Below are 13,653 nucleotides of genomic sequence, written 5' to 3' on the forward strand. Positions count from 1 at the left end.
TGGCCCGGATCGAACCAAACGGGCATTACAGGACTCTGAGTTATGCCTTTCTCGCAGAGGAAGCTGTTTATGACAGGGAAACACCCGGTGCTGGGAGCCCGCGGTGCCAAGGTTTGTCAGCCTTAACCGATTTTGCTGAAGAACCCTCGAATTGATGACGAACCTGATGAGTTTCGCCAAACGTTTCAAACATCGCGCGTACGTGGCCCTGCCCTCCCTGCTGGCAGTCAGCGCGCTTTTTCTGTCCCTCGAATCCAGCGAAAGCCGCGCCCAACCGGCGGACGGCACACAGACGCTGGTGTTCCTGCGCCACGCGGAAAAGCCCGAAGGCGGCCTCGGCCAGCTCAACTGCCAGGGCCTGAACCGCGCCATCGACCTGTCGACGCTGCTGCCGGAAAAATTCGGCAAGGCCGATTACGTATTCGCCGCCAACCCCACGCGCAATGTCGAGGAAGGCGAGCTGGATAATTCCTACAGCTACATTCGTCCGCTGATGACCATCAGCCCGGCCGCGATCAAGCTCGGCCTGCCGGTGAACATCGAATTCTCTGCCAACGACACCAGCGATCTGGCCCGCGAGCTGCTGGACGAGAAGTACCACAACTCGACGATCTACACCGCCTGGTCCCACGGTTATCTGCCGGATCTGATCAACAAGGTCGCCGGCAACGCAGTGGGCGAGCGACAGAAGATCACCGATGACTGGGCCGGCGATGACTTCGATTCGCTGTATGTGCTGACCCTGAAGTGGCACAACGGCAAGGCCAGTTTGCAGAGCCATGTCTACAAACAGGGGCTGGATAACGGCAAGGACACTTGCCCGACCTGAGTTTTGTATCGCCCGATCTTGCGTCTTCGCGAGCAGGCTCGCTCCCACAGGGGAACGCATTTCAACTGTGGGAGCGAGCCTGCTCGCGAAGAGGCCAGTTGCTTGCACCTCAAGCCTTCTGGCTGACCCGCTCGCGCAAATACTCGATCACCGCCTGACGCTCCCCGGCAAACTCGATCCGCCCGCCCTTCTTCTCGCGCTGGAATACATACATCGGGTCGTAGTACTCGCGCAGCAACACGCTTGTCCAATCGCGAAACAACTCGACCGAACCGCTAAGGGCCTGTTCGGCCAGTGCAGCCTCCATCTGACCGTACAGTCGTTGATAGCGCTCGCCACCCAGGCGACGCTGAATATTGTTCAGGCTGGCAATCAATCGCTCGGCATATAGGGCGAAACCCACCTGCTCGCCATGCAAGGCGACGAACTCGGCGTGCAGGTCAATCACGTAATCCTGCAGGATTCGCTCTACCCGATTCTCGAGGCTGTCTTCAAGCCAGACCAGCGGTGCCGCTTGCATGCCCCGGTACAGCGGCAACGGCAAGGCACAGCTGCCGACCACCCGACTCTCGTCTTCCAGGACAAATTGCCCGATCCCGCGGGCGCGCTTTTTCAGCACATCGACAGCCAGGCGATTTTCGAAATCAATGTTGCCCGGCTGCCCGGTGGCGCGCTTGCCGAAACTCGAACCGCGGTGATTGGCATGGCCTTCAAGATCCAGACCATTGCTCAACTGCACCAGCACTTCGGTCTTGCCAGTACCGGTCATGCCACCGAGCAGAACCAGATCGCATTCGGCCACAGCCTGATCGACGGTTTCCAGGAGGAACGTGCGCATGGCCTTGTAGCCACCGCCCACACGCGGGTAATCGATGCCACCCTCGTCCTTGATCCATTGCTGGACGATCTGTGAACGCAGGCCACCGCGGAAACAATAGAGATAGCCGTCGGGGTGGTTACGGGCGAATTCGACCCAGCCCTGAATGCGTGCCTCCCGAACCTCGGCCGACACCAGCCGCTCACCCAGTGCAATCGCGGCTTGCTGCCCGTGCTGTTTGTAACAGGTGCCGACCTGTTCGCGCTCACGGTCGTTCATCAGCGGCAGATTGATCACACCCGGGAACGCGCCGTGGGAAAATTCAACCGGCGCGCGGACATCCATCATTGGCCGGTCGTTGAGGAAAATATCGCGGTAGTCGGTGCAGTCGCGGAGCATCAAATCACCTCGACCGCGTTCGTCTGTCGCTCAACCAGTTCGCCGATCGGCGCAAGGCTCAGGCCCAGTTCGGCGGCGACGCCAAGGAACTCGTCATTACCTGCAGGCGTGACCGCAATCAGCAGACCACCGCTGGTCTGCGGATCGCACAGCACGCGTTTGTGCAACTCCTGCACGCGGCCAACCTTGCTCGAATAGCTGTCAAAGTTGCGCAGCGTACCGCCCGGCACGCAGCCCTGATCGAGGTAGTACTCGACGCTGTCCAGACGCGGCACGCGGTCATAGGCGATGCGCGCGGTCAACTGGCTGCCGTCGGCCATTTCCACCAGATGCCCGAGCAGGCCGAAACCGGTGACGTCAGTCATCGCCGTAACGCCGGCGAGTTTGCCGAAACGGCTGCCAGGCTTGTTCAGGGTGCACATCCAGTCGCGGGCGACACCGACGTCGACGGCGCGCAACTTGCCCTTCTTTTCGGCGGTGGTGAGGATGCCGATGCCCAACGGTTTGGTCAGGTACAACAGGCAACCGGCGGTGGCGGTGTCGTTGCGTTTCATGTGGCGCTTTTCCACAAGCCCGGTGACGGCGAGGCCGAAGATCGGCTCCGGCGCATCGATCGAATGCCCGCCCGCCAGTGGAATACCCGCCGCGTCGCACACCGAGCGACCGCCACGAATCACTTCCCGCGCCACTTCCGGCGCCAGCACATTCACCGGCCAGCCGAGGATCGCGATCGCCATCAACGGATCGCCACCCATCGCGTAGATGTCGCTGATTGCGTTGGTTGCGGCGATGCGGCCGAAGTCGAACGGGTCATCGACAATCGGCATGAAAAAATCGGTGGTCGACACCACACCACGCTCGGCATCGATCGCATACACCGCCGCGTCATCGCGCGAGGCGTTGCCGACCCAGAGTTTTGGATCAAGGTTCTGTGCGCCGCTGCCGGCGAGGATCACTTCCAGCACCTGCGGGGAAATCTTGCAGCCACAACCGGCGCCATGGCTGTATTGGGTCAGACGAATCGGCTCGCTCATGGGAGAGTCTCTGGCAATGAATGGGGCGGATTCTAGCAGAGCGCGAGCGCGCAGATTTTTGTGCTGACCGAGCGGCCCCTTCGCGAGCAGGCTCGCTCCCACATTTGTACGGTGGTCTCCTGTGGGAGCGAGCCCGCTCGCGAAAGCAATCGAACCTGCCTGCACCGTCCAGTCAGCCCCGCCTGCAAACCTCAGCGAAAATCTGCGTAATCGGCCGATGCGGCTGGCGCTTGTGCATACGCCGCACTTGTTCGCTCAGCCGCAGCAGCTCTTCACTGGGCTTGGCCCATTGCTCTTTCGGCAGCGGCTCGGACCAGGCACGCATGACTTCCGGCAGCGCCTGCTTGCCGATTCTTTCCAGCCGACGCACTTCCCATTCGACCAGACGATTGGGAATCGTCCATAAAGTCATGACGTGATACAGGTACCAAAAAAATCCCGACAACCGCGAGCGGCGGCCGTCACGGATCTGCTGGTGCATCCGCGCGCGGGCGTTACGAAAAGTATGCAGGCCTTCGTGGGGCGGGTCGTCCGGGCCTTGAAGGTCTTGCAAATCCTGAATGGATTTGAGGTCGTTGACTTCGTACTCCATGTAACCGCGAATCGCTTCCCAATGGCTGATCGCGAGCTCCAGGCCGGCGCATTGGAATTCCTGGCTTATGAGGGTTTCACCTTGGTAGAAACCGATGCCCATGCCGTATTGGCGGTGGATGCCGAACTGGGTGGCGCCTTTGGCTTCGATGATCCAGGCAGACAGCGATTCCCATGGGACGAAGACTGGCTCGATGGCGCCTTCGGGCATGAAGCAGACTTCGCGGCGTTGACGGTTGAAGCGGGTTGGGATGAGAGTGGCGCGTTTGTTGTGAGCGTGGTGCCAGACGCCTAGACAAATAAGCAAGATCAAGGGGCTGCTGATTAATTCATTTTCCAATGCCACTTCGAATACACCAACCATTGACTCCCAAATTGCCTCGTTTCCATAGCCAAATAGAATTCCTAGCAAGCCCGTGAACAAAGGAAATAAAACGAGAACTATAAAAGTGCCTGCGGTCGTTCCGCCGATAATTAGCTGCCATGGGAATACCTCCAGTGAGCCGAGACCAAAGTCCATGTATCCGTCATTGAACGCTCCGATGTGAGGTCCGTAAGGCGGCATCGCTGTAGGTAAGGGCAATGGTGCGAGATAGGTAATTTTTCCACTCGGAAATGGCTCTACATCGCCCGCTTTTCTGACCACCTCACATTGCGCATCAACAATAGGCTCATTGTGATTATTCAGCATGGTCAGCCCATTCGAGGTATTGAGTTTCTACCAGCAGAACCATCGGGTTTTCCTTGACCGACCCGGTAGCAACAACTGAGAAATGGCCGCCACCCCGAGGGTCTCCCACCTCGGCCAAGATCAACCGAAACATCCGCATCCAGCGCGGTCCCCTGTGGGAGCGAGCCTGCTCGCGAAGGCGCTCAAACAGGCAAAAAACCTCCCCTCCTCTGGTCACAAAACTGCTCTGCATCAGTCCACAGCCCGCCTGCAAATCTCAGCGAAAATCTGCGTAATCGGCCGATGCGGCTGGCGCTTGTGCATCCGCCGCACTTGTTCACTCAGTCGCAACAACTCTTCACTGGGCTTGGCCCATTGCTCTTCGGGCAGCGGCTCGGACCAGGCACGCATGACTTCCGGCAGCGCCTGCTTGCCGATTCTTTCCAGCCGACGCACTTCCCATTCGACCAGACGATTGGGAATCGTCCATAAAGTCATGACGTGATACAGGTACCAAAAAAATCCCGACAACCGCGAGCGGCGGCCGTCACGGATCTGCTGGTGCATCCGCGCGCGGGCGTTACGAAAAGTATGCAGGCCTTCGTGGGGCGGGTCGTCCGGGCCTTGAAGGTCTTGCAAATCCTGAATGGATTTGAGGTCGTTGACTTCGTACTCCATGTAACCGCGAATCGCTTCCCAATGGCTGATCGCGAGCTCCAGGCCGGCGCATTGGAATTCCTGGCTTATGAGGGTTTCACCTTGGTAGAAACCGATGCCCATGCCGTATTGGCGATGGATGCCGAACTGGGTGGCACCCTTGGCTTCGATGATCCAGGCGCTGAGCGACTCCCACGGGACAAAGACCGGCTCGGTGGCGCCTTCGGGCATGAAGCAGACTTCGCGGCGTTGACGGTTGAAGCGGGTTGGGATGAGGGAGAGACGTTTTTTGTGGTGGTGATGCCAGACACCAATACCGATGAGCAAGATCAAGGGACCGCAAATTAATTCATTTTCCAACGCCACTTCGAATACACCAACCATTGATTCCCAAATCGCCTCGTTTCCATAGCCAAAAAGAATCCCTAGCAAGCCCGTAAATAAAGGAATCAAAACGAGAACCATAAAAGTTCCTGCGGTCGTCGCGCCGAGAATTAGCTGCCATGGGAATACCTCCAGTGAGCCGAGACCAAAGTCCATGTATCCGTCATTGAACGCTCCGATATGAGGTCCGTAAGGCGGCATTGATGTAGGTAATGGCAACGGTGCGAGATAGGTAATCTTCCCGCTTGGGAACGGCTCAATATCGCCCGCTTTTTTAACCCCCTCATATTCCGAACTGGAAGGAGGATTACTGCGATTATTCAGCATGGTCAGCCCATTCGAGGTATTGAGTTTCTACCAGCAAAACCGGAGGGTTGTCTTTAATTGAGCCGGGAGTTACTACAGCAAAATGACCGCTATCCAGAGGGTCAATATGAATCACGCGCGTTCTTGACTCCGCCCCACCTTTGCCATTGACGGTCTGGATACATATGGCAAGTTCGAGCGTTTCTTTTGCAGGCGTATAGTCAGAATCGGGACGGATGGGGTACTGAAGACAAAGCACCAAACCATCTGGTGATGACTTCACGATTCGCAGACTGCTCAATATCTCCTCACTGATGACTTCCTTGCGCACTTGCGGCACACCGCGACCATGCAGCGGTGCAACAAGTCGATGGGCACCGATTCCCAAGCGTCGACTCGGTTTACCGTTTAACGGCGGCAGAAGATCGTTTAGCGCCAGCCTCGGCAGAACCAAATGAATATCACTGGGTTTGGCGCCAAATAATAAAGTCTTCAGCCAGGTGTCACTGGGATCAGGTCCTGATTGGGCGTAAGGAGCGTGTATCAAAAACGCCAGATAATTTTGATAGTCATCCAGGGAGTGGTCACCGCGCATCTCTTCATCACGGCTCCAGGGCGTGACTTTCAACCACTTATCGTGGGCAGAGAGGTTGTAGCGATGGAATAGCCACGTTCCGACGAATTCCAGCACGGTGAACAACGCACCGGCGAGATTGAAGCGAAAAAATACAGTAGAAAGACGTGTGCCAGCGGCAGCCCACGCCGCTGCGCGTGCCGAACTGTTCGCTGCAGTCAACACTTTAAAAGAAGCGTGAAAAGTGTTGCTCGCCCCATATCCGTTAGTTGCAACTATACCTGCGGCGCCCAACGTCGCCACCGCAGCCGCTTTCTGCTCAAATTGAGTGCCACTACGAATTGCATCTTGCCACTTTCGATCGCTAATTCTGAAGCTGGCAAACGAAGTTCTCAAACCCAGAACATAAGTAAACGCCCCCAACCCAACATGCAACTTCCCCATCTGCACATGAACCTGTCGCAGCGCTTCAACCTGCATGCTGGCAATAAGACTCGCGCTTCGAGCCTTGAGCGCCGTATCGGCAAGCCCTTGCGCAGCGGTAAATCCGGCTGCGCCTGTCGCGATTACGGCAGCAACAAAATCCGCCCGTTTCTTCCTGTCCCTCGTCTGCTTCATCACCTCTCGATAAACCCCCACCAAATTCACCACCTGCACCAACACCACCAACAACCCCATCCCCTCCGTCCGCACCAGACTCGCCTTCGAAACCCCCGCCACCCCCGCGCGAATGTTCTCCAGCAACCCGCGCAATTCCCCTTGCTGCGCCGGCGGAAACACCACCGTCACGCCCGCTTTCGCCGGTGTGGCGCCATACAGCCGGGCCGAGCGATCCGGCAGTTCGTCGATCGGGCTTAACGCTGCCGCCAGTCTTCCTTCGAACAAGCCCAGTTGCGTGCGCACGCGGACGATTTCCTGCTGCAATTCCACCGCGCGGGCGGTTTTGTGGCCCTGGCGGTTTTTGTTGTGGGTGAGCTGGTTGCGTTCACGGTTGAGGGTTTTCAGGTAGTCGCGTTCGCGCAGCACTTCCTTGATCGTGGCTTGCAGCGCCGCTTGTTCCGCCGGGGTGGATACGGTGAAGGTCACGCCGCTGGTTCGCGCGGCGTCGAAGACGCGCAGGCGCAGGGCTTTGGGCAGGCGCTGGAACAGTTCGTCGAGGTCGGGGATTTTCTCGCCGGCGAGATCAAAGCCTTCCAGCGCCCGGCTCAGGCCGAGGTTCAGCGCCGGGCTGTAGGTGTCTTGCACGGCATCGGCGAGGACGCGGCTGTGTGCGGGCAGATCGTCGAGGGCCGGCAGCTGCGGCTGCTCGATGCTCTGCAATTTGGCCAGCCAGTCCGGCAGGTTGTTGAACATCGCCATGCCGGCGTTGAACAGCGTTGAATATTGCCCGGCCTGTTCGGTCTGCAAGCGCAGCGGCAAGGTGTAGAACAGCGGGCGGGTCAGTTGCGGGTGTTGTTCGAGGTAATCGAGCATTTGCTCATTGGCCGCGTCGCTACGGCCGATGTCCTTGAGGCAGGCGTATTCGCTGGCGAGCGCCTGATCGATCTGCGCCGGCAGTTGGCCGTCGAAATACCACGCCGAGCGATGGAAACGCCCGGCGCACAGCAGTTGCGCGCGATCGGCGGTGATGCGTTCGAGCAGGCGATTCCAGCGTCCGAGGTTGTCGCGATGACTGTTCAGCACCTCGTCCATGGCCGGGCGGTCGATCAGGTCGTTGATGCCGCGTTTGCCGCTGAGCAATGGGCCGTCGAGCACGTCTTTCATGCGTCGGCTCTGATCCTTGCCGAGGTCGACCAGTGTGTTCAGGTGGCGCTCGACGAAGTCGGCCGGGGCGACTTCAGAAAAATATTCGCGGGTGTAAAAGCGTCGGTCCGCCTCGGCGGTGACGCGAGCGTGCGCGGTGAAATCCGGGGCAACGCCGTCGAAGCGGTTCAGCGCCAGTGACTCGTCCAATGCCTTTTCGCGAAGCTGTTGCAACTCAGGCGTGGCTTCGACTGCAACTGGCTCGACCTCACCACCCTTGTTCAAATAGTCGAGCAGCGCCTGCCGGGTATTTTCCCGATCCGGCTCGGGCAATTGCTCCAGTTCAGCAAACAATGCCTGGGCGCGCGGATCGTCGCTGGCCTTGGCCAGGGTGTCGAAATCCTGAGCGCCGAGCTGGCTCAGCGACTCGATGTAACTGGCCAGCAGATAGTCGCGCTCGTTGTTGTCGGTGTTGCTCCACTGCTCGATCCAGCCGACTACCAGGTCCTGATAATCGGCCAGATCGCGCATTACTCCAAGGTCGTCGTTGACCAGCAGAAACAGCGTGTCGTCCTGATAAGGCCCGCGCACCCGACCGAGAAATTCGCCGATATGCGCCTCGCGAAAACGTCGTGGGTTTTCCCACAGATAAGGTTCGCGTTCGTGCTCGGGCGCATCGCTGACCTGCACCGTCGGCATACGCGTGGCGTCCGCCTCGGCCAGCGGTTTCGCTGTGCAGGCCACTTCCGCCAGCCACTGTTTCGCCTGAGCCACGGTAAGCAGATGCTCGCCGCCGATCAGACAATGCACCGGGCCGAGATCGACCGCCTGCATGAAGTGCTCGCGTTCCTGCGCACTGTCCAGCACCTGTCGGCACTTCGCCGCGCTCAACTGCACGTCGGCGAAGGTCACGTAAAGGGTGCTTTTGCGCGAAAAGATCAACGCCGGACGTTCTTCGATGGCGCTGCGCTGATCCTCGCTGACGCTTTTGCCGCGATGCAGCAATGCGCTGATGACGCCTTCCAGCACGCGGTATTCGTAGAGCTCACCGCTGAGGCTGTCGACGATGTACAGCCAACCGTCGCGCAGGCGGCGGATGCCCATGGGGCGCGTGGTCAGGGTGTACGGCAGCGTGATTTCGGTGCTGGGGTCGAAGGGTTTTTCGACAAGGCCGTACGCGAGGGGCAATAGTTGCACGTGGGTGTTGCGCAAGGGGCAGGCGGCGGGGCCGATGATCGGGGCTTTGGACGCGGCGGCTGCCGCAAGGTCGGCGGGATGGTTCATGGTCGGACTCTTTCAGACGCCCATTGGCGGGCCATTGAAACGGCCAGCGTCAAGCGCTCACCGATCGGTTGCAGGGAGGGCTCGTGTAGCAAGTGCTGGATCTGCGGATGCTGATCCGGATCAGCACCATTGAGAGACGCGACAAGGTTGGCGAAGTAAAGCCATTCCGATTGGCTGCTCAGGCCGAGCGCGCTGGCTTTTGCCTCGATTTGTTCCAGAAGTATCCAACGTTCAGCGATGGTTTCCCCGGTATGAAACCGGGGAAAATATTCAAGCAAATACGCATCGACTTGTAGCAACACCCGCCGCCGATCCACCCGATCCAGCGCGGCATCCTGCTCCGCACTCAACCGATACGGCGCCACCAGCGCCCCACCCTGCCCTTGGCGAGGTCGCTGACAGTGCCAGACTCCCCGCGCGCCATCCGCCGTGACCACACACCCCAGCGGCCCGAACAGACTCGCATCGCCGCTGGCAAACAGCGCCTGCGCCACGGCGGCATCCGCCAGCCGCAACAACACCGGCGAGCCGACCGGCAACTCGACGATCAGCAACTGGCGCAAATGCGCGACGATTTCATGCGCCGGCGCGGCGCTGAACAACAGCACGCCCCATTCCTGTTGGGCATGCTGGCGATAAAACCGCGCCACCGGATCGTCAGCGTCCGCGAGCGCCACCAGCAGCGGCGAGACATCGCGCAGGGCCGAAAACGGTGGCTGGTCGTAGAGCGCAAAAGCGTTGGCGGCGGGGTCGAGCCTTCGCAGTTGCGCCGGTAAATCGGCGATCGTCGCGCCGTCGAGCAGCACAAACGCCTGCTGCTCAGCCCACGGCAAACCTTCAGGCCAATCCGTCAAAAGGCTCATGCCTGGGCCGCCTCGCAAATCAGGCAACGCGAGGTCCGCGTGGTCAGCAGCGCATGCCGTTGCTGCACGGCATCGAACGTCGCCTTGAGCAACGGCGCAGCCCCCGGTAGCAACGGTTCCGCTGGCAGACACACCGTTGGCGCCCCGCCCTGCACCACCGGCACACTGCTGAAAATGCCGGCGGCGCCGACCGTCAGCCAATGCCCGCCAGCAGCCAGGGTGATCTGCAGGCCGCTGTTGAAAACCACCTGCTCGCCCGCGCCGAAATGCAGCTGCTGCGCGGCACTGACGCGCTGGCTGGCGACCCGCACATGCTGCTCGCCCTGCACCCACAGATGATCGTCCTGCTTGAGTTCAGTCAGGCGGTTGCCGTGGGTCAGGTGATGTTCTTCGTCGCGCAACTCAAGGCTGGAAACGCCGCCAATCACTTGGCTGTGCAGGTTGTCGATCTGCACACGCAAGTCGTTGAGCACGTGCTGCACCAAGTCGCGCTGCGCCCTGATGGAGATTTCTTCCGCGCCTTGCCGGTCCTCGATGCGCAGTTCGTTGTAACCACCGCCACCGGGACTGCTCTGGCTGCGCCAGATACTGCGCGTCTGTTGCGCCGGCAGGTCCAGTGGCACCGGGGTTTCGGCGTTGGGCAGGCAGGCGAGCACATACGGTTTGTCCGGATCGCCATCGGTGAAGCCCACCAGCACTTCCATACCGACGCGAGGAATCTGCACGCTGCCGTAGCGGTCATGCGCCCAGGCAGTGGCCACGCGCAGCCAGCAACTTGACTGTTCATCACGCTGGCCGTCGCGATCCCAGAGCATTTGCACTTTCACGCGGCCGTAGGCATCGCTGTAGATTTCTTCGCCGGGCGGGCCGGTCACCACCGCCAACTGACTGCCACTGACGCGCGGTTTGACATGCTTGAGCTGCGGGCGAAACACCACGTCCCACGGCGTCGCGACGAAATGGTTGCGATAGCCCTGACTGAAACCATCTGCGTCAGCCTGCTCGGTGAACGCTTCCTCGAGCACTTGCGGCTGTTTGCCGATGTGCTCGACCTCGCTCAGCAACCATAAATCGTTGCAGTCGGCGCGCGAGTAATCCGCCATGGTCATGAAACTGCCGCCGCGCATCAGCGCCTGATTGCTGCGCCCGTTAGCCAGACGATAGTCGGCACCATGGCGCTCCAGCGCACGCTGGCTGAGGTGCTTGCCGCGCTCGCGATGGGTGAACTGCCCGGGAAACTCATAATCTTCCAGCAGCGGAACGCACGCTGCGCTGACCTTGGCGTCCAACTGCACTGCGGGCTTTTCGAAGTGATAGTCGCGGCGCTCGACGAGGTTGGAGCGTGGCTCCAGGCGCACAGTGAACTGGTCGATAACCGGCGCATCGGCAACCAGGCCGTTGCCCTGCAAATAGCGCGTCGTCACGTCGTGTTTGAGGAACGCCGTTTGATCGTCGCCGAACACCAACAGGTGCGCCTCACGGCGGTGACGGAAGTGAAAGTGCAGACCCTCCTCTTCGCACAGCCTCTGGATGAAGTGCAGATCGGATTCCTGATATTGCACGCAATACACCCGCGCCGGGTACTCGGCGCTGAGCTGAAAATGCCAGGCATCGGCCTGCATACCGTGATCGCTCAACACATTGGCGATGATCTGCGGCACGCTCAGGTTCTGGAAAATCCGCTGATTGCGCCGATGCGCGAGGTAGGCAAGATGTGGCGCCAGGGTGATCTGGTAACGGCTCAGCCGAACACCGCAATCACCTTGGCCGACCCGATAGACCAGCCCGTGCATGCCGCTACCGTCGGCACCGAAACAGAGAAAGGCCGGCCGATGCAGTAAGCCTTCCAGATCCACATCGGGGCGCTCGCTGACCAGCTCGAGATCCAGTTCGTAGGTCTGGTTGAGCACTTCCCGGGTGCGAAAATCGAACACTTGAAGATCGTGGGAAACGCCTTCTATCTCGAGAGTGAAAACAACGGGCCTGCCAGCGATGCGCATCCACCTGTCCCTGTGTCTGAGTGAAAGACGGGACTGTGCAACGGTGCACGGCAATGGGTGAAGTCAGAGGTTTCCCTGTTTTGCCGGTCTGCGAGCGAAAAGGACGTGGCCCACAGAGAAACGCCCTGGATCCTACGGAAATGATCCCGAATCCTATGCCTTTCCCCTGTGGGAGCGAGCCTGCTCGCGAAAACGGTGTGTCAGTCGCCGACGGTTTAACTGATCTACCGTCATCGCGAGCAGGCTCGCTCCCACAGGGATTTGCGTGAGTCAGGGCAGCAAGATGATCTTGTCGCCGCCACCCTGATTGACCTCTTCATAGCGCGCCAGCCCTTCAGCCAGCGGCACCTCCACCAGGCCCTGCGGCAGCGGCAAGCGATCCTCATCGAAGAACCGCCCGAACTGCTCGAGCATCGCCGCGCACGCCTCAACGCCGTACAACAACGAGTTGATCCCGACCACCGAGCCGCCCTTGCGATACAGCGCCAGCGCCGGCAATTGCACATGGCCGTCGACCGGTGCGGCGATGATGGCGATGCGGCCGAAGGTCGCCAGTGCCGCCACCGAGGCGGGCAGCCAGAAACCGGTGGTGTCGAAGATCACATCGGCGCCGCCGCGATACACCGCATTGACCTGGGCACCGAGGTCTTCTGGCTTATCCAGTTGAATCGTCTGATAGCCCTGCTGCTGCAAATCGGCTACCTGCTCGGGCCGGCGCGCCGCCGCCAGCAATTGCGCGCCGCGCACTTTTGCCAGGGCCAAAGCCGCAGTTGCCACTGCCCCGCCGCCGATCACCAGCAAACGTGTATCGGCGCTGACCAGACTGCGTTCCAACGCATCCCACGCCGTGGTGTACGGCACGCCCAAGCTGGCCGCTTGGGCGAAACTCAGATGCACCGGTTTGTGCGCCACGCCGCTCGCCGGAAGTTTGACGAATTGCGCATGGGCGCCGTCGGCGAAGAAGCCCAGCTCGCGCCCGGTACCCCAGACTTCCTGACCGATCAACGCTTGCGGCCCCTCGACCACCACCCCGGCAAAATCCCGCCCCGGAACCCGTGGCAGCGTGGTGTAGGGAAAACGCCCGAGGACGTTTTTCACATCGCTGGGATTGAGCCCGGCAGCCTTGATCTGCACCAGCACTTCATCGGCGCCGGGCACCGGGGTCGGAACGTTGACGAAACGCAGGGAAGACAGGTCGCCGGTCTGATCGAATTGCAACGCTTTCATGGGCACATCCACCGAAAAGAAAAAGGGAAATTCAGGACAACCAGCCAGCGACCAGTTGCCGGCCCAGCGGCCACAACTGCTCACCGGCCAACATGCCAAGCAGACCGACCAGCGCGATGGCCGGTGGGGCGGGAGAACGGAAATCGAGCGCGCCGTAGAGCAGGCCGACGCCCAGGCCGATGGCCAGAGAAATGAGGTAGTTCATGAAAGGAACTCCGCCGCGATAAGTGATGGGCAGAGTCTAGGGAAACGGGCGGAGCGGTATCGGCCAAGGA

10 protein-coding genes are annotated in these 13,653 nt (G+C 60.2%); 1 reads left to right on the forward strand and 9 read right to left on the reverse strand.

All coding sequences use genetic code 11. The features are described from left to right. Positions 1 to 154 precede the first annotated feature (154 nt). Positions 155 to 829: a hypothetical protein gene (locus AC0Z5Z_RS10695; RefSeq protein WP_024013504.1), complete on the forward strand. Its 675-nt coding sequence runs from the start codon at positions 155 to 157 to the stop codon at positions 827 to 829. A 109-nt stretch (positions 830 to 938) separates the two neighbouring features. Here the strand turns inward: AC0Z5Z_RS10695 and mnmH are convergent, their stop codons facing one another. From mnmH to AC0Z5Z_RS10740, 9 genes are all read right to left on the reverse strand, one after another. Further along, complete coding sequence (mnmH, locus tag AC0Z5Z_RS10700; RefSeq protein ID WP_236169570.1) at positions 939 to 2,045, reverse strand: tRNA 2-selenouridine(34) synthase MnmH; 1,107 nt, start codon at positions 2,043 to 2,045, stop codon at positions 939 to 941. Then, positions 2,045 to 3,079: a selenide, water dikinase SelD gene (gene selD, locus AC0Z5Z_RS10705; protein WP_310217094.1), complete on the reverse strand. Its 1,035-nt coding sequence runs from the start codon at positions 3,077 to 3,079 to the stop codon at positions 2,045 to 2,047. Before selD ends, mnmH begins: the two co-directional genes overlap by 1 nt. 172 nt (positions 3,080 to 3,251) lie before the next feature. Continuing rightward, complete coding sequence (locus AC0Z5Z_RS10710; protein WP_252884520.1) at positions 3,252 to 4,361, reverse strand: hypothetical protein; 1,110 nt, start codon at positions 4,359 to 4,361, stop codon at positions 3,252 to 3,254. A 231-nt stretch (positions 4,362 to 4,592) separates the two neighbouring features. Next, on the reverse strand, positions 4,593 to 5,708 hold the full coding sequence (locus tag AC0Z5Z_RS10715) for a hypothetical protein (RefSeq protein ID WP_485611037.1): 1,116 nt from the start codon (positions 5,706 to 5,708) through the stop codon (positions 4,593 to 4,595). Next, the gene (locus AC0Z5Z_RS10720; RefSeq protein WP_485611038.1) at positions 5,698 to 9,288 is read right to left on the reverse strand and encodes a toxin VasX; all 3,591 of its coding nucleotides are present in this window, start codon (positions 9,286 to 9,288) and stop codon (positions 5,698 to 5,700) included. Before AC0Z5Z_RS10720 ends, AC0Z5Z_RS10715 begins: the two co-directional genes overlap by 11 nt. Beyond that, positions 9,285 to 10,151 carry a DUF4123 domain-containing protein gene (locus tag AC0Z5Z_RS10725; RefSeq protein ID WP_460161090.1) on the reverse strand — a complete coding sequence of 289 codons (867 nt, stop codon included), beginning with the start codon at positions 10,149 to 10,151 and terminating at the stop codon, positions 9,285 to 9,287. The genes AC0Z5Z_RS10720 and AC0Z5Z_RS10725 overlap by 4 nt, the downstream gene beginning before the upstream one ends. Then, the gene (gene tssI / locus AC0Z5Z_RS10730) at positions 10,148 to 12,151 is read right to left on the reverse strand and encodes a type VI secretion system tip protein TssI/VgrG (RefSeq protein ID WP_460161091.1); all 2,004 of its coding nucleotides are present in this window, start codon (positions 12,149 to 12,151) and stop codon (positions 10,148 to 10,150) included. Before tssI ends, AC0Z5Z_RS10725 begins: the two co-directional genes overlap by 4 nt. A gap of 270 nt (positions 12,152 to 12,421) precedes the next feature. Beyond that, on the reverse strand, positions 12,422 to 13,378 hold the full coding sequence (locus AC0Z5Z_RS10735; protein ID WP_485611039.1) for a quinone oxidoreductase family protein: 957 nt from the start codon (positions 13,376 to 13,378) through the stop codon (positions 12,422 to 12,424). Positions 13,379 to 13,409: 31 nt separating this feature from the next. Beyond that, positions 13,410 to 13,583 (reverse strand): DUF1427 family protein, encoded by a 174-nt coding sequence (locus AC0Z5Z_RS10740; protein ID WP_073471384.1) that lies wholly within the window; start codon positions 13,581 to 13,583, stop codon positions 13,410 to 13,412. Positions 13,584 to 13,653 lie beyond the last annotated feature (70 nt).

Source organism: Pseudomonas sp. 1L-E-NC-VB-C3 (assembly GCF_057291535.1).

Excerpts from the sequence above, each read along its gene's own strand:
- AC0Z5Z_RS10695 (WP_024013504.1), top strand. The coding sequence starts at position 155 with ATGACGAACCTGATGAGTTTCGCCAAACGTTTCAAACATCGCGCGTAC.
- mnmH (WP_236169570.1), bottom strand. The coding sequence starts at position 2,045 with ATGCTCCGCGACTGCACCGACTACCGCGATATTTTCCTCAACGACCGG.
- selD (WP_310217094.1), bottom strand. The coding sequence starts at position 3,079 with ATGAGCGAGCCGATTCGTCTGACCCAATACAGCCATGGCGCCGGTTGT.
- AC0Z5Z_RS10710 (WP_252884520.1), bottom strand. The coding sequence starts at position 4,361 with ATGCTGAATAATCACAATGAGCCTATTGTTGATGCGCAATGTGAGGTG.
- AC0Z5Z_RS10715 (WP_485611037.1), bottom strand. The coding sequence starts at position 5,708 with ATGCTGAATAATCGCAGTAATCCTCCTTCCAGTTCGGAATATGAGGGG.
- AC0Z5Z_RS10720 (WP_485611038.1), bottom strand. The coding sequence starts at position 9,288 with ATGAACCATCCCGCCGACCTTGCGGCAGCCGCCGCGTCCAAAGCCCCG.
- AC0Z5Z_RS10725 (WP_460161090.1), bottom strand. The coding sequence starts at position 10,151 with ATGAGCCTTTTGACGGATTGGCCTGAAGGTTTGCCGTGGGCTGAGCAG.
- tssI (WP_460161091.1), bottom strand. The coding sequence starts at position 12,151 with ATGCGCATCGCTGGCAGGCCCGTTGTTTTCACTCTCGAGATAGAAGGC.
- AC0Z5Z_RS10735 (WP_485611039.1), bottom strand. The coding sequence starts at position 13,378 with ATGAAAGCGTTGCAATTCGATCAGACCGGCGACCTGTCTTCCCTGCGT.
- AC0Z5Z_RS10740 (WP_073471384.1), bottom strand. The coding sequence starts at position 13,583 with ATGAACTACCTCATTTCTCTGGCCATCGGCCTGGGCGTCGGCCTGCTC.